Genomic DNA, 20,445 nt, shown 5'->3' with positions numbered 1-20,445 from the left:
CGCCGCGAAGTGATGTTCCGCAGCGTGTTCTGGTCGCTCGCGATCTTCGCCGCCGCCTGCGCAGTGACGCGCATCCTGTCGATCTTCACCCTGTGGCTGCCGGCCTATGGCATCGAGGGCCTGACCAAGGCCCTGCTCGCGCTGATCTCGATCCCGGTCACGGCGGCCATGCTGGTGATGCGTCCGCGCCTGTTGGTGCTGCCGACCCGGATCCAGCTTCAGCAGGCTTATGCAGCGCTCGAGGAGGAAACCAGGCAGCGCCGCAACGCCGAGGCCATGGTGAAGCGCTTTCAGGAGATCGAGGCCACTGAGGCCCAGGTCCGCCAGGCGCAGAAGATGGAGGCCATCGGCCAGCTCACCGGCGGCGTCGCCCACGACTTCAACAACATTTTGACCGTGATCACCGGATCGATCGAGATTCTCGCCGAGGCGGTCAGGACCAATCCGGCGCTGGCCCAGATCGCCGACCTGATCGGCGCTGCGGCCGCACGCGGGGCCGACCTCACCCAGCACCTGCTCGCCTTCGCCCGCCGCCAGCCGCTGCAGCCACGCGCGACTGAAGTCAATACGATGGTCGTCGACGTCGCGCGGTTGCTGCGGCCGACACTCGGCGAACAGATCGAAATCGAATCGATGCTGGCGCATGATGCCGCGCCGGCCCTCATCGATCCCAGCCAGCTCTCGACCGCGCTGCTCAACCTTGCGTTGAATGCGCGCGATGCCATGCCGGAGGGCGGCAAGCTGACGCTGGAGACCAAGAACGTCGTGCTGGACGAGAACTATGCGGCCAGCAACGAGGAGGTCAAGCCGGGCGACTATGTGATGGTCGCGGTGAGCGACACCGGCGAAGGGATCCCGAAGGAGCTGCTCGAAAAAGTGTTCGAGCCGTTCTTCACCACCAAGGAGGTCGGCAAAGGATCGGGGCTCGGTCTGTCCATGGTCTACGGCTTCGTCAAGCAGTCGAACGGACATGTGAAGATCTACAGCGAGGAAGGTCACGGCACCACGGTCAAACTTTATCTGCCGCAGGCCGCTTCTATCCCGCAGGCGCAAGCCACGGAAGCCGGCGTCTCCGCCGGAGATCACGGCGACGAAACCATTCTGGTCGTCGAGGACGACGCGCTGGTCCGCGACTACGTCACGACGCAAATCAAGCGGTTCGGCTACCGCACGCTCGCCGCCAGCAATGCGGCCGATGGGCTCGCGCTCATCAACGGCGAAGAACGCATCGATCTGTTGTTCACCGACGTGATCATCCCCGGCGGCATGAACGGCCGCCAGCTCGCGCGCGAAGCCGTGAAGCGGCGCCCCGGGCTCAAGGTGCTCTACACGTCAGGCTATACGGAGAACGCCATCGTGCATCACGGCCGGCTCGACGCCGGCGTGCTGCTCTTGCCAAAACCCTACCTCTCATCCGATCTGGCGCGGATGCTCCGGACCGCGCTCGCCTCGTGAGCTGACAGGCCGCCGGCCCGGACGTCGGGGCCGATGCGGCCGCACCTGACGTCCGCGATTCGCGGTGTCGGTGGTGTCACCCAACCTCATCGCGGTCGCGTCATAAAACCCTCATGGTGAGGAGCGCGCTCTTGCGCGCGTCTCGAACCATGAGGCGCCGATGCAGATTTCCGGGCCTCATCCTTCGAGACGCTTGCTAAAGCAAGCTCCTCAGGATGAGGGGATAGAGCCGTGGAAGCCCTGCAATCCGGCGGTCCTGACGTTCTTGCAACCTTGCGGCGAGCCCGATTCGGAGGACTTCGGAGCCAAATCGCACTAAATTCATGTCCTCCGGTCCCCGACCCTGCCTCGCCTGCCTCTTGGTTGCCTCTTGGAGATCACCTGGACATGTCGACCCTCATCCCGCATGGCGCGTGCCTGGAGTGGCAGCCGGAACTGATCTGGATCAACGTCGTCTCGGACGCCATGGTGGCGCTCGCCCTGTTCGCGACTGCATTCCTGCTCGGGTACTTCGTGTGGCGGCGTCAGCGAGACATGCAGTTGATGTTCCGCGCCGCATTCTGGGGTTACGCGACTTTCGCAGCTCTCTGTGGGATCAGCCGCCTGTTGTCGATCCTCCTCTTGTGGGCGCCGGCCTACGGCATCGAGGCCGCCACCAAGGGCGTGCTGGCACCGGTCGCGGCCGCGATCGCGACGGGGCTCCTCTTGATGCTGCCCCGAATGCTGATGATGCCGACCCATGTTCAGCTGCAGCGCGCCTATAGCGCCCTGGAGGAGGAAATGCGGCAACGCCGCAGCGCCGAGGCTATGGTCAAGCGTTTCCAGGAGATCGAGGCCACCGAGGCCCAGGTCCGGCAGGCGCAGAGGATGGAAGCGATCGGCCAGCTCACCGGCGGCGTCGCCCACGACTTCAACAACATTTTGACCGTGATCACCGGATCCATCGAGATTCTCGCCGATGCCGTCAAGCATCGTCGCGATCTCGTCCCGATCACCGAGCTGATCAGCGCCGCCGCCGCGAGGGGCGCCGACCTGACCCAGCATCTCCTGGCCTTCGCGCGACGCCAGCCGCTGCAGCCGCGCGCGACCGACGTCAACGCGATGGTCATCGATGTCGCGCGGCTGCTGCGCCCGACGCTCGGCGAACCGATCGAAATCGAATCCATGCTGGCGCATGATGCCGCGCCGGCGCTGATCGATCCGAGCCAGCTGTCGACCGCGCTGCTCAATCTCGCTTTGAACGCGCGCGACGCCATGCCGAACGGCGGCAAGCTGACGCTCGAGACCAAGAACGTCGTGCTCGACGAGAACTACGCGGCGATGAACCGCGAAGTCAGACCGGGCGATTATGTCATGGTCGCGGTGAGCGACACCGGCCACGGCATCCCGCAAAACCTGCTCGAAAAGGTGTTCGAGCCGTTTTTCACCACCAAGCAGGTCGGCAAGGGATCCGGGCTCGGCCTGTCGATGGTCTACGGCTTCGTCAAGCAGTCCAACGGACACATCAAGATCTACAGCGAGGAAGGCCACGGCACCACGGTCAAACTGTATCTGCCGCAGGCGGTGGGGGTGCCGGTCGCGCCGGCCGCCGAAACCGGCCTTCTGGGAGGCGAACATGGCGATGAGTCGATCCTGATCGTCGAGGACGACGCGCTGGTGCGCGACTATGTCGTGACCCAGATCAAGCGTTTCGGCTACCACACGCTGGCCGCCAGCAACTCCGCCGAGGCGCTGGCGATCATCGACGGTCCCGAACGGATCGATCTGTTGTACACCGATGTGATCATTCCCGGCGGCATGAACGGCCGCCAGCTCGCGATCGAGGCCGTGAAGCGGCGGCCGGGACTGAGAGTGCTCTACACCTCCGGCTATACCGAGAACGCCATCGTGCATCATGGCCGCCTCGATCCCGGCGTGCTGCTGTTGCCAAAGCCTTATTTGTCATCCGATCTCGCGCGCATGATCCGAACCGCGCTCGCGCCGTAAGCGCGGCGATGCGTCCTGTTGATTCAGTCTGACACGTGACCGGAACAACTTGGTGACAGAGGCGCGCCACAGGCTGCCAGCGCGCCTCAGACCGCCTTTGGAGAATGGCTCAGGGATACGGAAGGTGCGCCCCCTTTTCCCACTTGCGGCAGGCTATCGCATATGAGTGCCGCTCTCTCCGTTTGCCTCCCCCGCTTGCGGGGGAGGTCGCCGCGCTTGCGCGGCGGGTGGGGGCCGCCCCGGCCTCAGCTGCAGCCTTTTTCGCACGACGCCCCCACCGCAGCCCTCCCCCGCAAGCCAGGGCTATCGCATATGAGTGCCGCTCTCTCCGTTTGCCTCCCCCGCTTGCGGGGGAGGTCGCCGCGCTTGCGCGGCGGGTGGGGGCCGGCCCCGGCCTCAGCTGCAGCCTTTTTCGCACGACGCCCCCACCCCAGCCCTCCCCCGCGAGCGGGGGAGGGAGCGCACCGCCAGCGTTCAAACGCCATATGCGATTGCCCTGCCCCGCAAGCGGGGGAGGGAGCGCACCGCCAGCGTTCAAACGCCGTATGCGATTGCCCTGCCGCTTGCGGGGAGAGGGTTGGGGTGAGAAGGAGCTCAAGGGACTGAGCGGTTCACCCATGTTGCGGCCGTGCTGCCTGCCTGATCTGAAACGGCTCAGTCGGTTTGTCCCCGCAGGTCGATGCGCAATCGTCCTGTTCGACAGCTGACCGTTGCGGGACACGGCCGGTGGCAGCCGTGATGGCAGCGGCCAGCTGCGCGATACTGAAAGGCTTCTCCAGACGTGTTCGGCCTGCAAAGCCGGCCGGCAAGCCGGTTTCGTTATAGCCGCTCGCAATAATGACCGGGAGCCCACGTCGATCGATGGCATCAGCGATCGGTTCGACCGTGTGGCTGCCGAGGTTCATGTCCAGAATGGCGAGGTCGAAATCAGCGGTGCGAGCGAGGCACAGCCCCTCCTCGATCGTCCCGGCCTCGGCGGCCACGCTGTGCCCGAGCTCTTCGACCATGTCGGCCAGAAGCATGCGGATCAGCACTTCATCTTCCACCAGGAAAAGTGAACTCATTTACTCGTCCAACTGCCCTGCCGCCTCCAACCATATACATTCACGACGTACAAAGCTTGCGGAATCTGTTCTCAAGTCCGGCCCAGAGTACCGGACTTCTCCGGGAGGCAGCGCCGGAACTGCCCCAATCCGCGATCGTTAGCTCGGCACAGGCAGGGCGAATGGACAGATTTGCATGGCCCACACCGTTCTCCTTGTTGATGATGATCCTACCCTTCTGTTCCTCACGGCTGAGATGTTGAAGAATCTCGGCTGCGATGTCGTCACGGCCGCCAACGGGCGGGAAGCGTTGGACCTGCTTCGGCGAAACCGGGAGATTCGGATATTGCTAACAGACGTCAACATGCCGGGCATGGACGGCTACGAACTCGCGCAGAAGGCTCTTGATGTTCGGCGAGATTTAAGGGTGCTTTTGCTCTCCGGTCGTGAGCCGGACGGTCACGGATTTCCCTTGATCCGCAAGCCTTTCTTGGAACAAGACCTCCGACGCGTGATGGAGCAGACGACCGGCGCTTGTTGAGCCTCTGTGATTTCGGGGCCGGACTAAATGCCGTTTTGCCCGCCACGAGGGCTGAGGAGACAAGCTGCAGAGGTTCACCTCAGTCACATGGAAAGAACCTGTCTTGCGGCGCAAAATCAGGTGCCATCCGGGGTGTCCCATTCACTCCGAGCCTGCCCCTCTGGCGAAGGCCGGCTGGCCTCGGCAAAATCTGGGCTTTTGAACCAACCCGCGTCCGACGCATTTAACCCTGCGTGAGGCTTCTCGCCGGAAGACAAAGCTTGAGCGAGCGACCAAATGGCAAGCTCCTCGACGACAGGCGTCTATCTCGTCCGCGTCTTGACCGACGACCGCGCGAACAGGCTTTGGGTTGCCGCGGCATCATCTTCCGAGGACGCGGTGAGCCTGGTCCTGAACGCCATTCCGGAGGGCTGGTCCGCCTCGTTGGCGCAGGAACAGTTGACCCCGGCGGAGGTGGAAGCGCTCGATCTGAAGCACGGCGAAGTGCACCAGATCACCCGCACCATCCGCATGAGTTGAAGGCTGCCTTTGAGCCAAATGAGACTTTCGGGACAGTTGCCCCGCCGGGTCCAAATAAGGGACTGGCGCGGCAGCGGCTAAAAGCGCACAGTCCCCCATCACCGGCCGAGGCACTGTCCTGTAGGCGTCGGTGGCTGAGAGACCGATTGTGCTCCCGCCTGCAAGGCAGAGGAGCGCGCCGATGTCGATCTATTCGTATGATCACGTAATTCTTGCACGCTCACGCGAAATCATACGCCGGTCGTTCGAATTGCTCCGCTGGAGTGAGCCGTATGTTCGGCGTGGGAATAATCACATAGGTGAAAGCGTCCAGCCGGAAGATGGCGCACGCTGCGCCGATGCAGCAAACGACCGACGATCTTCTGAGGAGGGCGGATAACGCGATCGCGGCGGCGAAAGTTCTTTGTCAGGAGCGCAGACGCATCTTGGATGCAGCTCGAATGTGGTCGTCCGACGCTCAGATGGCCTTGCGGCTGCAATCCGAGCCTTATGCCGATGCGGGCTTGATGATCCGACCCAACATAAGACGGTAGCTCGGGACCCAGGCCTATTGCAGCTTTCCGGCCTTCGGCGCCCCGGTCCGGGCATGACGAGCGAGTGCAGGGTGGAAGCGGTCTCCCTATCCGTGCTGTTCACTCACCTGCACAGCCCCGCGCTGATTTGCCCGACGAGCGCCAGAGCTAGTGGATGGGCCCCGTTCGTGCCTTGGTGATGCAAAGAAATCGTGTGCTGAAAATCGGAAATTAGTGAAGCGATTCAACGATGAGGTCGTCGATTCGGACTGTCGCGCTCCACGCCAAAAAATTCTACTTGCGGTTTTCAGAAATTCGTGCTTCATTCCCGCCATCCCGCCTCGGCCAAAGAGGGACGGACGCGTCGTCACGGACGTTGAGCGCGGGTTGCGATGGACGTGCCAGTGTCGCCAGACGAGCGATGCTGATGCGGACGGTGAAATCGTGTGGTCCTGGCCTCCCGACGCTGAGGCTAAGTTCGCTGGCGTGACGCACGTTGCGGATGACGGGGGCAAACAAGCCCGGTCCCCGAGGAGAGCACGTATAAGCTGTAACACCATCGCGCAGGGAATGCCGGGATGATTTGGCTGAACCTGTGGTACCTGCCGCCTGCTTACTTTTTTGCAGGCGGGCCGCGGGTGAGGCCTTCACCCGGCATTCCCTGCGCCCTCTGATCTTGCGAGGGCACGCGAATGAAGCACAACTCGGGCGAAATGCGCCGCGAGAACGCGGTGGTTTGTCCTGGAATATGCTCATTATGCTTTCCGCTGTCATGCCCGCAAAAAGCGGGGCATCCAGTATTCCTGAGACAGCAGTGCTTGAACCGATAAGGCGCGGCGTACTGGATCGCCCGGTCAAGCCGGGCGATGACCATGGAGCTTGGTGAGGCTGTTAACGGTTGGATCCGAAATTGCTCTCGATGTCGTCCCGACAAGTGAGCTCATGCGGCGCACAGCGCCGCGAGCGCTCGACCCAGTCAGCGCCCCGTGAATGTCGGCTTGCGCTTTTCCATGAAGGCGCGGCGGCCCTCGCGAAAATCCTCGCTGTCCATGCAGGACCGGCCTATCGCGCTGATCGCATCCATGTCGCGGTCGGCCCGATCCTTCAGGATTTCGGCGATGGTGATCTTGGCCGCCTGGACCGCGAGCGGCGCATTGGCCGAGATGGTGCGCGCGATATCCATCGTGCTGCCCCACAGTTCAGCATCGGGGATCACGCGGTTGATCAGGCCGATCCGCAGCGCCTCGGTCGCGTCGATCCGCATCCCGGTGTACATCAGCAGCCGTGCCCAGGACGGGCCGACCAGCGAGACGAGCTGGCGGAGGCCGTCATAGCTGTAGGCGATGCCGAGCCGCGCTGCGGGAATACCGAACTGGCTGTTGTCGGATGCGATGCGGATGTCCGCAAGCATGGCGACCAGCATGCCGCCGCCGAGGCAAAATCCTCTGATGCAGGCGATCGTCGGCTTGGGGTAGTCGGCGAGCAGCGCGCGCTGTGCGGCGCTGCGCCGGGAATATTCCTCGGAGGCCTCGGCATTGTGCCGCACCTGCTCGAACTGGCTGATGTCGGCGCCAGAGACGAATGCCTTGCTGCCGGCGCCGACCAGGATGACGACGCGCACCGTGGGGTCGTCCCTCAGATCGGTCAGCGCAAGGCCGAGCCCCTCCCACATGTCGAGCGACATCGCGTTGCGCTTGTCCGGGTTGTTGAAGGTGATGACACCCACGCCGTCGTCGACGCTCTGCAGGATCTTGCCGTCGGCATGCGACTTTTCGGTTTTGTGAGGGAGATCCAGCATCGCGGGTTTCCAGTTCGGCTCAGACGTCAGGGCCAGGGCGAAGCACGGCCAGCGGGCTCTTCAGGCCGGCGACATACTTGCAGATCAAGCCGCCGCGGCGCAACTGACGGTCGCGCGTCATCGGAAGGCCGGGGCCGAAGCGGTGGAACCGCGCGTGCTGCAAGAGCACGGCCGGGTTCCGTCCAGGCAACGTTCGCCTTTATTATTCGTCCGGGCGCTGCGGGTTACGGGGCAAACGTTTGCCGCCCGCGTCGGTGCTTGGACATGCAGGGCGCGAAGGACCGGGGGATTACGGAGGAATCGCTGAAAAATGAACACACATTAGCCTTGCTTCTTTGTCACCCTCCCAGACTAGCGCGAAAATGAGGCGTTTTCGAACGGTTCCGGAAAAGAAGAATGGGGCATCGCGCATGTGGGAAGGAGATCGATCTCGTCTAATCTTGCACGGCCACGCCGCTGACGGGCCCCGCGCGAATCTGCAAAACGCGCGCGCCGGCTCAGGCTTTGAGCGTTGCTGGCCGGAGCGATGCCCAGAGACCACCGGGGCGCTGCTTGTTCGCGGCATGCGGGCTTCTCTTTCTATCGACAACCAGGGACTGCTGCTCGACAGGTTTCGCGAAATCTGAGAAGCAGGCGCATCGTTTGAGGGATCGAGGCGTAGTTGCGGAATGGGTGAGGGCGCATCACCCTTCGCGACGGGAGGTTGGTAATGAGTTCATCGGTCAGAGATGATGGTGATCGACCGATCAAACGCGGGCCGCCGTGGACGAACGAGAGACAGGAGCTGGAGCGAGCTCGTCACCTCGTCGACGAAGTCGCCGCGGTTGCGGCCGAGATTCAGCGCGAGGCGCAGAGATCGCGGCGTGCGCGGGCCGGCCAATGGCATGAGGACGACGAGGACCGGGGCCCTGCGCCCGAAGAGAGATATTCGCCCGAGCCCAGCCGTGGACTGTGGTCACCCACGCTCGAGCCGGTCGTCATGCCGCCTCCGCCCGCGGAGAAGGGAGGCATGCCGGGCCTGAAGATGGCCGCCGGCTTCATCGGTGCCGTCGTCATCGCAGCCGGTGTTGCTTTCGTTCTGATGCGCGCCATTCAAGTTCCGACGACGGGGATGGTCGCGTCTGCCGACGGCGGATCCAGGCAGAGCCAGTCCTTTTCCGCGCCCGTGCTGGAAAACCTGACCCAGATTTCGAGCGCCGAAGCCAAGGCGCCGATCGAACCGTCGCCGCGGCCCGTCGGGACCCTGCTTGCGAACAGCCAGGCCAACGCCGTCGCGGTGACGACGCCGCTGCCCGCAGTTCCCTCAGCCTCGCGACCTCAGTCCGATGTGCCGCAGATGGCGCGCGCCGTCGAGCCTCCCCGGACTGATCAGCAAGCGCGTTTGGAACCGCTGCCAGCGCCCGTCGCGGAGTCGCCGCGTGCGATCGAAGCTTTGTCCCGCGAGGAAGTTTTGTCGCTGCGAAAGCGCGGCCAGGATCTGCTCTCCGTCGGCGACATCGCAAGCGCGCGGCTGATCCTCACCCGTCTCGCCGAGGCGGGCGATGCCGACGCGACCCTCATGCTGGCGGGAACGTACGACGCCACCGTGCTGGCCGGCCTGCATGTCGTGGGCATACGGTCTGATCCGGTTAAGGCCCATGAGTGGTACGAGCGGGCTGCCGAGCTCGGCTCGTCGGAAGCAAGGCTGCGCCTGCAGCAATCCGCGCGCCGTTAAGCGACGCGCCGACCACACAATCACAGCAATCGCAGAGCACGATCTGCGCGTGCCGACACAATATCCCGTGCAAACAAGAACGCATCTGGCGGCTCATCGCGGCCGGAGCCGGCGGCGTGGCGTAAAAAGGGGGGGAACCGATGCGATCCGTCGATCAGATCAGCTTGCGCGCCTTGCACCGCGGTGCGTCCGAGATCAGCCAAGGACCGTTGCAGTGCTGGTGGACGCGCAGGCTTGCGCGAGCCGCCCTTCTCGCCGCTGCCGTTATCGGCGCTGCAAGCCAAGGGGCCCCGCCCGCCCGTGCCGCCGACGGCGAAATCCGGATCGGCAACACCATGCCCTATAGCGGACCGGCGTCCGCCTATGGCGTCATCGGCAAGACGATCGCGGCCTACTTCCGCAAGGTGAATGCCGAGGGCGGCATCAACGGCCGCAAGATCAACTTCATTTCCTACGATGACTCCTACAATCCGCAGAAGACGGTCGAGGCGACGCGCAAGCTGGTGGAAGAGGACAAGGTTCTCTTCATTTTTGCGAGCCTCGGCACCGCGCCGAGCGCGGCGGTGCGGCCCTATCTGAACGCCAGCAAGGTGCCGCAGCTGTTCATCGCGTCAGGCGCCTCGACCTGGGACCAGCCACGCGTGTTTCCCTGGACCATGGGATTCCAGCCGAGCTATCAGAGCGAAGCGCACATCTATGCGCAATATCTGCTGGAGACCCATCCGGCCGGCGGCAAGATCGCGATCCTTTATCAGGATGACGAGTTCGGCAAGGACTACGTCAAGGGCCTGAAGGACGGGCTCGGCGGCAAGCTTCCGATCGTCGCGGAGGCCGGCTACAAGGTCACCGACCCCAACATCAATCAGCAGATCGCGAGCCTGAAAGCCTCCGGCGCCAATATCTTCTTCGACATCACGACGCCGAAATTCGCCGTGATGGCGATCCGGCGCGCTGCCGAAATCGGCTGGCGGCCGGAGCAGATCATCCCGACCGTGTCCGAGTCGGTCGCCGCCGTGATGCAGCCGGCCGGCGTGCAGAACGCCGAAGGCGTGGTGTCGGCAGCCTACAGCGTCGAGGGAGACGACCCGCAGGCGGCGAGCGATCCGGCCTACCGCGAATGGGCCGCCTTCATGGACCGCTATGCGCCCGACATCAGCAAGAACAACAGTCTCGGCGTGTTCGGCTATGCGGTCGCCAACCTGATGGTCGAGGTCCTGAAGCGCTGCGGTGACGACCTCTCGCGCGAGAATCTGATGCGGCAGGCGGCGTCGCTGAAGGGCCTGCATGTTCCGATGCTGCTTCCGGGCGTTGCCATCAACACCTCGGCCAGCGACTTCTCGCCGATGGAGCAGATGCAGATGATGCGCTTCAGCGGCGGACGCTGGGAAAGGTTCGGCCCGGTGCGTGCCGGATACGATCCCGGCGCGGTCAGCGAATCGTTCAAGGCGATCTTCCGATACAACACCGCCAAGCACGACCTCGCTAACCAGCTCAACGCCAATACCGTATCGCTGATGACGGGATCGTTCGGCAGCACCTATTCGCAGATGGGCGCCGACCTTGCCTCGGTGCTGAACGACGGCGTCAATCTGCGCGTGCTGCCAATCCTGGGCAGCGGATCGGTTCAGGCGGTGGCCGACATCCTGCTGCTCAAGGGTGTGGACGCCGGCATCGTGCGCAAGGACACGCTGGCCTATCTCGATCGCAAGGATTTTGCCAACAACATCCGCAACCAGTTCGTCTACGTCACAAAGATGTTCAACGAGGAAATGCATGTTTTGGCGCCACAGTCGGTGCGCAACATCAACGATCTCGATGGGCGCACTGTGGCGGTCGACCTGCCCGATGGCAGCACCTTCGTCACCGCGATCAACGTGTTCGAGCATCTCGGGATCAAGCCCCATCTGCTCTACATCGAGCCGCGCATTGCGCTCGACATGCTGCGGCGGGGCGAGATCGATGCGATTCTTGCGGTGGAAGGCAAGCCGCTGCAATGGCTCGGCCAGGTGAACGACTCGAACCTGCACCTGGTGCCTGTCGCGTACGACAAGTCACTGCGCGACGAGTATCTGCCCTCGCAGCTCACGGCGGAGGACTATCCCAATCTGATTGCGCCGGGAACTCCGATCGAGACGATCTCCGCCGAGGCGGTGCTGGCGTCCTATAATTGGCAGCCGGGCAGCGATCGCTATCGCAGGCTGTCGCTGCTGGTCGAATCGCTGTTCGCGAAGCTGTCGCAGCTGCAGCGGCCACCCTATCATCCGAAATGGCAGGAACTCGCGCCGATGGCGCCGGTCGCCGGCTGGACGCGATTCCGCACCGCGCAGGAATGGCTGGACCGCAATACGCCGATGGCATCGGCGACCGTTCCAGCCGCTGGACCAGTCCCCGGGGCTGCCGCTCGGGACGACACGGCGCTCTATCGCGAATTCCTCGAATGGCGGGCCAATCGTCGCAACCAGCCGACGGTCCGCTGACGGATGCGAGCGGCGGCGCCACGTCTTCAGGTGCCGCGCTGATGCTGCGGACAAAGCGGCCAGTCGCCGATGATGCGGAAGCGGGCGTTTGCGTCGCCCTGCCGGAACAGTGCGATCCGATCGATCGCAAGGCGATCGATATGGAGTTCCGCAAAGCGGCCGCGAAGCATCGCAAGGATCGGCGCGCGCCGCGCGGCGTCGAGCCGACCCGTCAAGGTCAGATGGAAGCGAAACTCTTCGAGGACGTACGGATAGCCCCAGCGGTCGAGATAATGGCGCTGGCGCGGCGTCAGGGCATCCGGATTGCGCCGCGCGCGGTCGTCCGCGGTCAGCGGCACGCGGAACTCGTCGAACTCGGTGACGCAATCCGATGCGAGCCGCAGCAATTCGCTCACCGGTTCCGCAGGCACCACCGCGACAAAACCGCTGATCGCATCGACCACGGGTGTGATGATCGGAAGAGGGCGCGGTGTCGCAGCGAAGGTGCCGCAGGCTGCAAGAAGCTCATCCTCACGGCGGTCGATTGCGAGCGCGAAGGGCGCTTTCAGTGTGGCATGAAAGCCATATTTCCGGGGATCGCTGGTCACATCGATCCAATCGGGCGCAAATTGCGTGACCTGCTCCGGAAAGGCCAGATCCTTGCCGGTCCAGGCATTGTAGCCCAGCAGGCTTGCACCGAAATCATCAAGCGCGGTGCCGGCAGGCGGCGCGTAGTAGATCGCGTAGCGCGGGTAGGGTGCCATTGCAGTCAGGCGGAAGCCATATCACTCGGCCGCAATCGGCTTGAGCCGGCTCGGCTGTCCCGACATGAGGCGGTGCGCCTCGGTGAGATGGACCAGGCGTCCGGCGGCGATGACGGCGACGATCCGCGGCCGCATCGGCACCTCGTCATCGACCAGGATCATGTCCGCGCGGCGCCCTTCGGCGAGAACGCCGCGATCGGTCAGACCAGCCGCTTGCGCCGGCGCGCTCGAGATCAGATTCCACGCCTGCGGAAGCGCCAGCACGCGGTCGGCGACGAGTCGGAATGCGGCCAGGATCGGCGCCGGATAGTAATAGTCGGACGCCAGGATCGAGCACAGGCCTTTTTCGATCATGTCGCTCGTCCTGGTCCAGCCGGTATGGCTGCCGCCACGCACGACATTGGGCGCGCCGAACACGATGTCGTCGCCACTGTCGATGGCGTCTCGCGCAGTCTCCTCATTGACCGGAAACTCGGCGATGCCAACACCCAGCGCCCGGAACGCCGTTCGCATGGTCGGACTGTTGTCGTCATGGGAGAGCATTCGCACGCTGGCCTCCCGTGCGGCCTTCGCCAGCCGCTCGATCGAGGCAGGCACCTCATCGGCGCGCGCGAGGATCCCCGCGACGAGCTGGTCAAAAGCCTCGGTCGACAGGCCGGTGCGTTCGACCATGCTGTTGCGCTTCTGCGGCTTGGCCTTTGTCAGGCCCATATGATCGTTGAACGCGAACAGGTCGATGCGACTTTCGGTCAGCCATCCGATGATCTCGGCCTCGGCGTCGAGATTGTAGGTTTCGTGGCGCAGGTGGAAGCGGGTGTCGGCCAAAAGCCGCGGCCGCAGGGTTTCGATCGCGGCGAGCAGTTTTCTCGCATTGTCGGCGCTGCGAAGACCTGGCTCCCAGGACCATGTCGTCGCATGGAAAACCGTGGTGATGCCATTGCTGATGACCTGCCGGTCGGTATCGATCAGGGCCACGTCAACAGGGAAATCAACGCGGGGGCGCGGCATCATCTGCCGCTCGAACGCGTCACCATGCAGGTCGACGATGCCGGGCAGCGCGAGCAGGCCGCTTGCGTCGAGCGTATGCGACCCGCGACCGTCTCCGCCCACGTTGGCGATAATGCGGCCGGCGATCCGCAGCGAGGTCTCGGCAAAATCCCCGTCGATGAGCGTCCGCCCGCCCTGAACCACAAGATCGAAAGAACCGCTCACGATGCCGCGCTCCGCCTGCTGGTATTGGCCGGAGCGCAGTCGCCCGAACCGTCGTACTTGTCAAGAAACTCTTCCACCGAAAGTTTTCTGAAATCAGGCAGGGCACTGTGAAGCATCTCGTGTTCCCAGTCCCACCAGGCAAGTCGCATCAGCCGCTCGGCGATCTCATCGGCAAAGCGCCGCCTAATGGGCCGCGCCGGATTTCCGGCCACGATGGTGTAGGCCGGGACGCCTTTGGTCACGATGGCGCCTGCGGCAACGACCGCGCCGGTGCCGATATTGCGGCCGGGCAGCACCACCGCGCCATGTCCGATCCAGACGTCGTTGCCGATGTCGACGTGGTGACTTCGCCGCCAGGCGAAGAATTCCGCCTCGTCGCTTTCGCCCGGGAAATAGGCACTGGCACGATAGGTGAAGTGCGCCTGGCTCGCCCGGTGCATGGGGTGGTTACCTGGATTGATCCGGGCCATCGCCGCGATCGAGCAGAACTTTCCGATTGTCGTGTAGGCGATCTGCGAGTCGTTGACGACGTAGGAATAGTCACCCATCTCGACCTCATGCAGGAGCGTGCGGGCGCCAACCTCGGTATAGGCACCGAGCGTTGCGTCCTTGAGTTTCGCGGACGGGTCGATGGTAGGGAGCCGCGAAAGGACTTTGCCGACCATGGCAGTTCACCAAGCGTGATTGTGCGTTCAGCGGGACGCCTCTCTTCGGGGGCGAAGATGACGGTGCCATGACAGTACGATGACGGCGGTCCGCGTGTGGACGATTGCCGCACCGCAGGCAGCTGTCACATAACTGTTGAAACCGGACGCTAGCCATGGTCGTGGCCGGGTGTCTGGAGCATGCGATGCTGGTAGCGGAAGGTCTGACGTGCCGTTTCGGTGCAAAGGCCGCGATTGACGACGTTTCGTTTTCCGTGGCGGGCGGCGGCTTCGTCGGCGTGATCGGCCGCTCCGGTGCGGGAAAGTCGACGCTGCTGCGGGCGATCAATCGCCTGGCGCCCACGAGCGGCGGGCGGATCCTCCACAAGGGGACCGATGTCACGGCCTTGCGTGGCCGCGAGCTGCGCCGCTGGCGCGCCCGCTCAGCGATGATTTTCCAGCAGTTCAATCTGATCGGACGTCTCGACGTCCTCACCAATGTTCTGATGGGACGCCTTTCGGAGATCCCGGCGTGGCGGTCGCTGGCCCAGCTCTGGCCGGAGGACGACATCGCCGCGGCGCTGTCGGCATTAGAGCAATTCGACATCGCGCAGCTCGCGGCGCAGCGCGCCGATCAGCTGTCGGGCGGCCAGCAGCAGCGCGTCGCCATCGCGCGGGCGTTGGTGCAGGAGCCGGAGATCATCCTCGCCGATGAGCCAATCGCCTCGCTCGATCCCCGCAACACCAAGGTCGTGATGGATGCGCTGCTGCGTATCAACAAGCATTTTGGCATCACGGTGCTGTGCAACCTGCATTCGCTTGATCTCGCGCGCAGCTACTGCGATCGCCTGATCGGCATGGCCGCGGGCCGCGTCGTCTTCGATGGCGCGCCGGCCGCGCTGACCGACCACGTTGCGCGCGAGCTCTACGACCTCGAGGCCGACGACGTCATGGGCGTGGTGCCCGCGGGCACACCCGGCGCCGCGGCAATTCCCGCGCTCGGCAACGCCGCCGCAGCCTGATTTTCATGCTCTCGCGTCCCGTGCAAGTGACCAGCAGCAACCAACCTTCAAAAGGGTGCAAAATGATCAATCGTAGACTAGTTCTGGCCAGCATCGCGTCGGTGGCGTTTGCCGCCTCCGCCTCCGCCGAGGACTGGAAGGCAAAGTATTCGGAACTGACCTTTGCGGTGGTGCCGGCCGAGAACGCCTCTGGCACAACCGACCGCTGGACGCCGTTCGTCGACTATCTGTCGAAAGAACTCGGCGTGAAGGTCACGCTGCGCATTGCCAACGACTACGCGGCCGTAATCGAAGGCCAGCGTGCCGGCAATATCCAGATTGCATGCTACGGCTCGGCATCATTCGCCCGCGCGCGCTTGACCGGCGTCAAGACCGATGCCTTTGCCAGCGACCTGAATGCGGATGGCGGCACGGGCTATTATTCGGTGTTCTTCGTCAAGGCAAACAGCCCCTATACGAGCATCGATCAGCTGAAAGGCAAGAATCTCGGCTTGGTCGATCCGAACTCGACGTCCGGAAACAATGTGCCGCGCTTCGAGCTCGACAAGATGGGGATTTCGGACGTCGACAGCTATTTCAGCAAGGTCGTCTTCACCGGCAGCCACGAAAACGCCCTGCTGGCGTTGTCCCAGGGCACAGTCGACGTCGCCGCCAATCAATGGACCAGTGATGACGATTCCACCCTGGCGCAGATGCTGCACAAGGGAATGCTGAAGAACGCCGACGGTTCGCCGATGAAGAAGGAGGATTTTCGGATCATCCACAAGTCGGCACCGATCATTGGACCGTCGATGTATGCGTACAGTTCCGATCTTCCCGATGACCTGAAGGCTGCGATTGCGAAAGCGTTTTTCGACTCGCCGACCAAGGACAAGGTCGCGTTCGACCGTCTGTCGGACGGCCAGAAGAAGGGCTTCCACCCCGCCACCACCAAGGATTGGGATCCCACCATCGAGTTGATCAAGTTCGTGGACGCCCTGCGCAAAAAGAAGGCGTCCTGAGCAATAGGCGGAGACCGGCTGGCCGGGTCCCTCGTGACCCGGCCATTTCCGTTGTTCCCGACCAGATCGGCAATTCCTGATGGCCAGCACCGTTTCCATTCTTCCCCAGGTTCAGCTTGCCGCGCTGAATGAGACTTATCGCAAGGCCGTCGTGCAAAGACGGCTGCGCTCGGCCCTTGCCGCAGCGGTCTTCCTGGCCGTGCTCGTCGTCGCGGCGGTGGGTGCCGAGGTCAACCTGCGCACCCTCTTCACCTATTTCGGCAACTTCGTCAGCTATTTCGATCGAATCCTGAAACTGGACAGCGGTGCGCGGGTCTGGACCGATTTTGGCGATTGGTTCTGGGGTTGGGACAAATGGCTGCGCATGCTCGGCGAGACCATTCTCGCCAGCTATGTCGGAACTCTGATCGGAGCAGTCGCGGCGTTCGCGCTCAACTTCCTCGCCGCCGAAAATACCTCTCCTGCACCCTGGTTGCGGTTCGTCGTACGCCGGCTGCTGGAGTTTGCCAGAAGCGTACCCAGCATCGTCTTCGCACTGGTCTTCGTCATTGCCTTTGGTCTCGGTCCGATGGCGGGCGTCCTAGCGATCGCGATCCACTCGACCGGCGCACTGGGGAAGCTGTTCTCGGAGGTCGTCGAGAACGCCGACATGAGGCCGGTGGAAGGCGTGCAATCGACCGGCGCGGGCTGGCTCTCCTGCATGCGCTTTGCCGTGCTGCCGCAGGTGATCGCCGGCTATGCCAGCTACACGCTGCTGCGGTTCGAGATCAACGTTCGAGAGGCATCCGTGCTCGGGTTCGTCGGTGCCGGCGGCATCGGGCAGGAGCTCGTCGTCGCAATCCGCAAATTCTATTATTCGGATGTCAGTGCAATTCTGGTGATGATCGTCGTGACGGTGTTCTGCATCGACATCTCGACGGGCTGGCTGCGCAGCCGCCTGTTCGGCAGGGAGGGGCGGGCATGAGCCGGCCGACGGCTCCGGATCGCGCGCAATACCGCATGCGGTATCGCGACGTGTTCGATCGCCCGGCCTCATCGCGTCTTGCGATGCCCGCCATGGTGATGCTCGCAACCAGCATCCTCGTCTTCGGGCTGGTCGATCTCGATTTCTCTCCGGCGCGACTGTGGTCCGGCGTGCATCAGCTCGGCTGGATCAGCTTGATGATGCTGCCACCCGATCCCGGCTCCTCGCTTCCGCTCTATTTGAAGGCGCTCGGCGAGACGCTCTCGATCGCGCTGCTCGGCACGACCCTTGCGGCGGTGCTTGCGTTCCCGGTCAGCCTGCTCGCGGCGCGCAATATCGTGCGGTCCGGCGTGGTCAGGTTTCCGGTGCGCAGGTTCCTCGATTCGATCCGCGGCGTCGACACGCTGATCTGGGCCCTGGTCTGGATCAACGTCGTCGGTCTCGGCCCATTTGCCGGCGTGCTCGCGATCGCGGTGTCCGACTTTGGCGCGCTCGGCAAATTGTTTTCGGAGGCGATCGAGGCTGTCGACCAGAAGCAGGTCGAAGGCATCCGCGCATCGGGAGGCAATGCACTGCACGAGATCCGCTTCGGCCTGATTCCGCAGGTGTTGCCGGTGATCGCGGGCCAAGTGCTCTATTTCATCGAATCCAATACGCGCTCCGCGACCATCATCGGCATCGTCGGTGCCGGCGGAATCGGCCTGCAACTCGCTGAACAGATTCGCGTGCTGGAGTGGCAGAAGGTCTCGTTCCTGATCCTGATGATCCTGGTCGCGGTGGCCGCGATCGACTGGATCTCCTCAAAACTGCGTTTTGCGATCATCGGCCGCCGCGCGGTCGCCTGAGGCGGGCTCAGCTGTTCTCGATCAGGAACTCGACGCGCTCGGCCGCAAAGCGCACCCGCTTGGTCACGAGCGGCTTGCCATCGGGATCGATGTCGGTCGAATCGACCACGAGCACCGGATGACCCAGCGGCAGATCGAGCCGCGCCGCGTCGCTGGCGTCCGCGATGGCCGCCGTGATGCGGGTGGATGCGCGACGATAGTCGCGGACGCCGAAATGCGCGAACAGTTTGGTCATCGACCGGGCCCGTGCGAAGACGGCGCCCGCATCGGGGAAGCGTTCGGCTGACAGCCAGCCGGTGCTGACACAGATCGGGGTGCGATCGGCTGACCGCAGCGTTTCGATCCGGATCAGCGGAGCGCCGGTCTTGATCCCGAGCGTCCGTGCCAGTTCGCGCGTCGCCGCCTGCTCCGCCGAGCTGATCAGGTGACCGCGCGGCTCGCGGCCATCAGCTCCGACGATCTCGGAAAAGCGCGTCCGCGAGCGCAGCGGATAGGCGAGACGCTGCGCCTCCACATAGGTGCCGCTGCCACGCTCCGCGCGCACAAGCCCGCGTTCGGCAAGGGTCGCCAGCGCGCGACGGACCGTGTGGCGGTTGACGCGGTACGTCTCCGCGATCTCGGTCTCGCCCGGCAGCTTCGTTCCGGCCGCAAAGCGGCCGTCGGCGATGGCGCGTTCGATCTCGTCGGCAACCTTGCGCCACAACGCGACGCCAGCCGCTACATCCTGTATGCTCATGGCCAAAACCCTAAACCATGATCCGGACAGACGCGAAGTGGTTTCCGGGAAAAATCACGCTCAAACAACAGCCTTAAGGCACGATGGCCGCACGATAGCCGAGCGCATCGTGGCTGGCGCCATTCCCGAAAATCACGCCACTGTCATCAGACGGTCATGGCGTTTGACTATCAAGTTGTCTATTATCATAGACAACTTGAATCCGGCAAGGTTGCGGTGATGGCGAGTCTCGACGACGGTATCAAGGGGCGGCGCAAGACGGCGATGGCAGTACTTGCGCATGCCGCGACAGCAGAGCTCGCAAAACTCCTCGATCGCCTCGATCTGCCGTCCTGCGAAGATCTGCGCGAGCCGGAAAACGGCCTGGTCATGGTGCGTGGGCGGATCGGCGGCGACGGCGCGGCGTTCAATCTCGGTGAAGCGACGGTGTCGCGCGCCGCGGTGCGGCTTTCGAGCGGCGAGATCGGCTTCGGCTACGTGCTTGGCCGCGACAAGGCGAAGGCCAGGATGATCGCGCTGTGCGACGCGCTGATCCAGACGCGCGACCGTTCTGGGATGATCGAAACGCAGGTCATCACGCCTTTGCGCGAAGCGATGATGGCCGTCCGCGCGCAACGCGCTGCCGAGGCGGCTGCCACGCGCGTCGATTTCTACACCATGGTGCGGGGCGAGGGTTGAGAGATGGCTGAGATCGCTGAGCTGCCGGCCGGATTTGCCGACAAGGTCTTGGCGGCGCAATCAAGCTTTCGCGCCGTCATGGAGGCGATGGCGCGCCCCGGCAGCGTGCAGCGGATCACGGCAGGCGTCGGCGCACCGAAGCCGCTGATGCAAGCGACCGCGGCGATCGCGCTGACGCTGTTCGATCACGACACGCCGGTCTGGCTCGACCAGCGGATGGCTGAAGCGGCCTCGGTTGCGAGATGGCTCAAGTTCCATACGTCCGCGCCAATTGTCGCCGACTCATCGGGCAGCCAGTTTGCACTGATCGGCGACGGCGACACGCTGCCTGACCTGGATCGCTTTTGCTTCGGCAGCAATGAATATCCCGACCGCTCGACGACGCTGATCCTGCAGGTCGGGAGCCTGGCGGAAGGCGCAGGCTACGTCCTGCGAGGCCCCGGCATCGATGGCACGGCGCTGCTGCGCGCGACCATCGCACCTGAAGACCTGTTCGAGCGGCTTGCCGTCAATGCAGCGCTGTTCCCGCGCGGGATCGATGTCATTCTGGTGCAT

The 20,445-nt window shown here is 63.8% G+C and carries 19 protein-coding genes; 12 read left to right on the top strand and 7 right to left on the bottom strand.

Features of this window, described 5'->3' with window-relative positions; genetic code table 11:
• On the top strand, positions 1–1,455 hold a 1,455-nt coding region (locus JOZ76_RS00700), incomplete at its 5' end, for an ATP-binding protein (RefSeq protein WP_291696718.1).
• A 387-nt stretch (positions 1,456–1,842) separates the two neighbouring features.
• The gene (locus tag JOZ76_RS00695; RefSeq protein WP_291696717.1) at positions 1,843–3,441 is read left to right on the top strand and encodes an ATP-binding protein; all 1,599 of its coding nucleotides are present in this window, start codon (positions 1,843–1,845) and stop codon (positions 3,439–3,441) included.
• A 611-nt stretch (positions 3,442–4,052) separates the two neighbouring features.
• Here JOZ76_RS00695 and JOZ76_RS00690 read toward each other — a convergent pair.
• Positions 4,053–4,505 (bottom strand): response regulator, encoded by a 453-nt coding sequence (locus tag JOZ76_RS00690; protein WP_366938526.1) that lies wholly within the window; start codon positions 4,503–4,505, stop codon positions 4,053–4,055.
• A 175-nt stretch (positions 4,506–4,680) separates the two neighbouring features.
• Here JOZ76_RS00690 and JOZ76_RS00685 point away from each other — a divergent pair, with 175 nt between their 5' ends.
• The gene (locus JOZ76_RS00685) at positions 4,681–5,025 is read left to right on the top strand and encodes a response regulator (RefSeq protein ID WP_291696716.1); all 345 of its coding nucleotides are present in this window, start codon (positions 4,681–4,683) and stop codon (positions 5,023–5,025) included.
• A 276-nt stretch (positions 5,026–5,301) separates the two neighbouring features.
• On the top strand, positions 5,302–5,544 hold the full coding sequence (locus JOZ76_RS00680; protein ID WP_291696715.1) for a hypothetical protein: 243 nt from the start codon (positions 5,302–5,304) through the stop codon (positions 5,542–5,544).
• A gap of 1,488 nt (positions 5,545–7,032) precedes the next feature.
• Here the strand turns inward: JOZ76_RS00680 and JOZ76_RS00675 are convergent.
• Together JOZ76_RS00675 and JOZ76_RS00670 are read right to left on the bottom strand one after the other, a co-directional pair.
• The gene (locus JOZ76_RS00675) at positions 7,033–7,854 is read right to left on the bottom strand and encodes an enoyl-CoA hydratase (RefSeq protein WP_291696714.1); all 822 of its coding nucleotides are present in this window, start codon (positions 7,852–7,854) and stop codon (positions 7,033–7,035) included.
• A gap of 19 nt (positions 7,855–7,873) precedes the next feature.
• A complete protein-coding gene (locus JOZ76_RS00670) occupies positions 7,874–8,023 on the bottom strand; it encodes a hypothetical protein (protein WP_291696713.1) in 150 nt (49 codons plus the stop codon).
• Positions 8,024–8,563: 540 nt separating this feature from the next.
• On the opposite strand from JOZ76_RS00670, the gene JOZ76_RS00665 reads away from it, so the two are divergent.
• Together JOZ76_RS00665 and JOZ76_RS00660 are read left to right on the top strand one after the other, a co-directional pair.
• A complete protein-coding gene (locus tag JOZ76_RS00665) occupies positions 8,564–9,568 on the top strand; it encodes a hypothetical protein (protein WP_291696712.1) in 1,005 nt (334 codons plus the stop codon).
• Between the two features lie 140 nt (positions 9,569–9,708).
• A complete protein-coding gene (locus JOZ76_RS00660) occupies positions 9,709–12,045 on the top strand; it encodes an ABC transporter substrate-binding protein (RefSeq protein ID WP_291696711.1) in 2,337 nt (778 codons plus the stop codon).
• 26 nt (positions 12,046–12,071) lie between these two features.
• Here JOZ76_RS00660 and JOZ76_RS00655 read toward each other — a convergent pair whose 3' ends face one another.
• Genes JOZ76_RS00655 through JOZ76_RS00645 form a run of 3 tightly spaced genes read right to left on the bottom strand, consistent with a single transcriptional unit; the run spans position 12,072 to position 14,665 of the window.
• Positions 12,072–12,788 (bottom strand): DUF1045 domain-containing protein, encoded by a 717-nt coding sequence (locus JOZ76_RS00655; RefSeq protein ID WP_291696710.1) that lies wholly within the window; start codon positions 12,786–12,788, stop codon positions 12,072–12,074.
• 21 nt (positions 12,789–12,809) lie between these two features.
• Positions 12,810–14,000 (bottom strand): alpha-D-ribose 1-methylphosphonate 5-triphosphate diphosphatase, encoded by a 1,191-nt coding sequence (locus tag JOZ76_RS00650; protein ID WP_291696709.1) that lies wholly within the window; start codon positions 13,998–14,000, stop codon positions 12,810–12,812.
• Positions 13,997–14,665 carry a chloramphenicol acetyltransferase gene (locus JOZ76_RS00645; protein WP_291696708.1) on the bottom strand — a complete coding sequence of 223 codons (669 nt, stop codon included), beginning with the start codon at positions 14,663–14,665 and terminating at the stop codon, positions 13,997–13,999. Before JOZ76_RS00645 ends, JOZ76_RS00650 begins: the two co-directional genes overlap by 4 nt.
• A 185-nt stretch (positions 14,666–14,850) precedes the next feature.
• Here JOZ76_RS00645 and phnC point away from each other — a divergent pair, with 185 nt between their 5' ends.
• The 4 genes from phnC to phnE (JOZ76_RS00625) all read left to right on the top strand — a co-directional run bounded on the left by phnC (position 14,851) and on the right by phnE (JOZ76_RS00625) (position 18,476).
• Entirely contained in the window at positions 14,851–15,666 is an 816-nt protein-coding gene (gene phnC, locus JOZ76_RS00640) for a phosphonate ABC transporter ATP-binding protein (RefSeq protein ID WP_291696707.1), read from the top strand.
• Positions 15,667–15,728: 62 nt separating this feature from the next.
• Entirely contained in the window at positions 15,729–16,667 is a 939-nt protein-coding gene (gene phnD, locus JOZ76_RS00635; protein WP_291696706.1) for a phosphonate ABC transporter substrate-binding protein, read from the top strand.
• A gap of 79 nt (positions 16,668–16,746) precedes the next feature.
• Entirely contained in the window at positions 16,747–17,631 is an 885-nt protein-coding gene (phnE, locus tag JOZ76_RS00630; protein WP_291696705.1) for a phosphonate ABC transporter, permease protein PhnE, read from the top strand.
• Positions 17,628–18,476 (top strand): phosphonate ABC transporter, permease protein PhnE, encoded by an 849-nt coding sequence (gene phnE / locus JOZ76_RS00625; RefSeq protein WP_291696704.1) that lies wholly within the window; start codon positions 17,628–17,630, stop codon positions 18,474–18,476. The genes phnE (JOZ76_RS00630) and phnE (JOZ76_RS00625) overlap by 4 nt, the downstream gene beginning before the upstream one ends.
• A 7-nt stretch (positions 18,477–18,483) precedes the next feature.
• Here phnE (JOZ76_RS00625) and phnF read toward each other — a convergent pair whose 3' ends face one another.
• On the bottom strand, positions 18,484–19,212 hold the full coding sequence (gene phnF, locus JOZ76_RS00620; RefSeq protein ID WP_291696703.1) for a phosphonate metabolism transcriptional regulator PhnF: 729 nt from the start codon (positions 19,210–19,212) through the stop codon (positions 18,484–18,486).
• 219 nt (positions 19,213–19,431) lie between these two features.
• Here phnF and phnG point away from each other — a divergent pair, with 219 nt between their 5' ends.
• Positions 19,432–19,890, top strand: coding sequence for a phosphonate C-P lyase system protein PhnG (phnG, locus tag JOZ76_RS00615; protein ID WP_291696702.1), 459 nt, complete (start codon positions 19,432–19,434; stop codon positions 19,888–19,890).
• A 3-nt stretch (positions 19,891–19,893) separates the two neighbouring features.
• Positions 19,894–20,445, top strand: a 552-nt coding sequence (phnH, locus tag JOZ76_RS00610) for a phosphonate C-P lyase system protein PhnH (protein ID WP_291696701.1), incomplete at its 3' end; no start/stop codon positions are given.

This window comes from Bradyrhizobium sp., from assembly GCF_019244115.1.
Taxonomy (GTDB): Bacteria; Pseudomonadota; Alphaproteobacteria; order Rhizobiales; family Xanthobacteraceae; genus Bradyrhizobium.
Note: the sequence above shows the minus strand (reverse complement) of the source record. Positions and strands in the feature narration are given on the sequence as shown.

Excerpts from the sequence above, each read along its gene's own strand:
- JOZ76_RS00675 (WP_291696714.1), bottom strand. The coding sequence starts at position 7,854 with ATGCTGGATCTCCCTCACAAAACCGAAAAGTCGCATGCCGACGGCAAG.
- JOZ76_RS00690 (WP_366938526.1), bottom strand. The coding sequence starts at position 4,505 with ATGAGTTCACTTTTCCTGGTGGAAGATGAAGTGCTGATCCGCATGCTT.
- JOZ76_RS00665 (WP_291696712.1), top strand. The coding sequence starts at position 8,564 with ATGAGTTCATCGGTCAGAGATGATGGTGATCGACCGATCAAACGCGGG.
- JOZ76_RS00680 (WP_291696715.1), top strand. The coding sequence starts at position 5,302 with ATGGCAAGCTCCTCGACGACAGGCGTCTATCTCGTCCGCGTCTTGACC.
- JOZ76_RS00695 (WP_291696717.1), top strand. The coding sequence starts at position 1,843 with ATGTCGACCCTCATCCCGCATGGCGCGTGCCTGGAGTGGCAGCCGGAA.
- phnG (WP_291696702.1), top strand. The coding sequence starts at position 19,432 with ATGGCGAGTCTCGACGACGGTATCAAGGGGCGGCGCAAGACGGCGATG.
- JOZ76_RS00660 (WP_291696711.1), top strand. The coding sequence starts at position 9,709 with ATGCGATCCGTCGATCAGATCAGCTTGCGCGCCTTGCACCGCGGTGCG.
- JOZ76_RS00655 (WP_291696710.1), bottom strand. The coding sequence starts at position 12,788 with ATGGCACCCTACCCGCGCTACGCGATCTACTACGCGCCGCCTGCCGGC.
- phnE (WP_291696704.1), top strand. The coding sequence starts at position 17,628 with ATGAGCCGGCCGACGGCTCCGGATCGCGCGCAATACCGCATGCGGTAT.
- phnD (WP_291696706.1), top strand. The coding sequence starts at position 15,729 with ATGATCAATCGTAGACTAGTTCTGGCCAGCATCGCGTCGGTGGCGTTT.
- JOZ76_RS00685 (WP_291696716.1), top strand. The coding sequence starts at position 4,681 with ATGGCCCACACCGTTCTCCTTGTTGATGATGATCCTACCCTTCTGTTC.
- phnC (WP_291696707.1), top strand. The coding sequence starts at position 14,851 with ATGCTGGTAGCGGAAGGTCTGACGTGCCGTTTCGGTGCAAAGGCCGCG.
- phnF (WP_291696703.1), bottom strand. The coding sequence starts at position 19,212 with ATGAGCATACAGGATGTAGCGGCTGGCGTCGCGTTGTGGCGCAAGGTT.
- phnE (WP_291696705.1), top strand. The coding sequence starts at position 16,747 with ATGGCCAGCACCGTTTCCATTCTTCCCCAGGTTCAGCTTGCCGCGCTG.
- JOZ76_RS00645 (WP_291696708.1), bottom strand. The coding sequence starts at position 14,665 with ATGGTCGGCAAAGTCCTTTCGCGGCTCCCTACCATCGACCCGTCCGCG.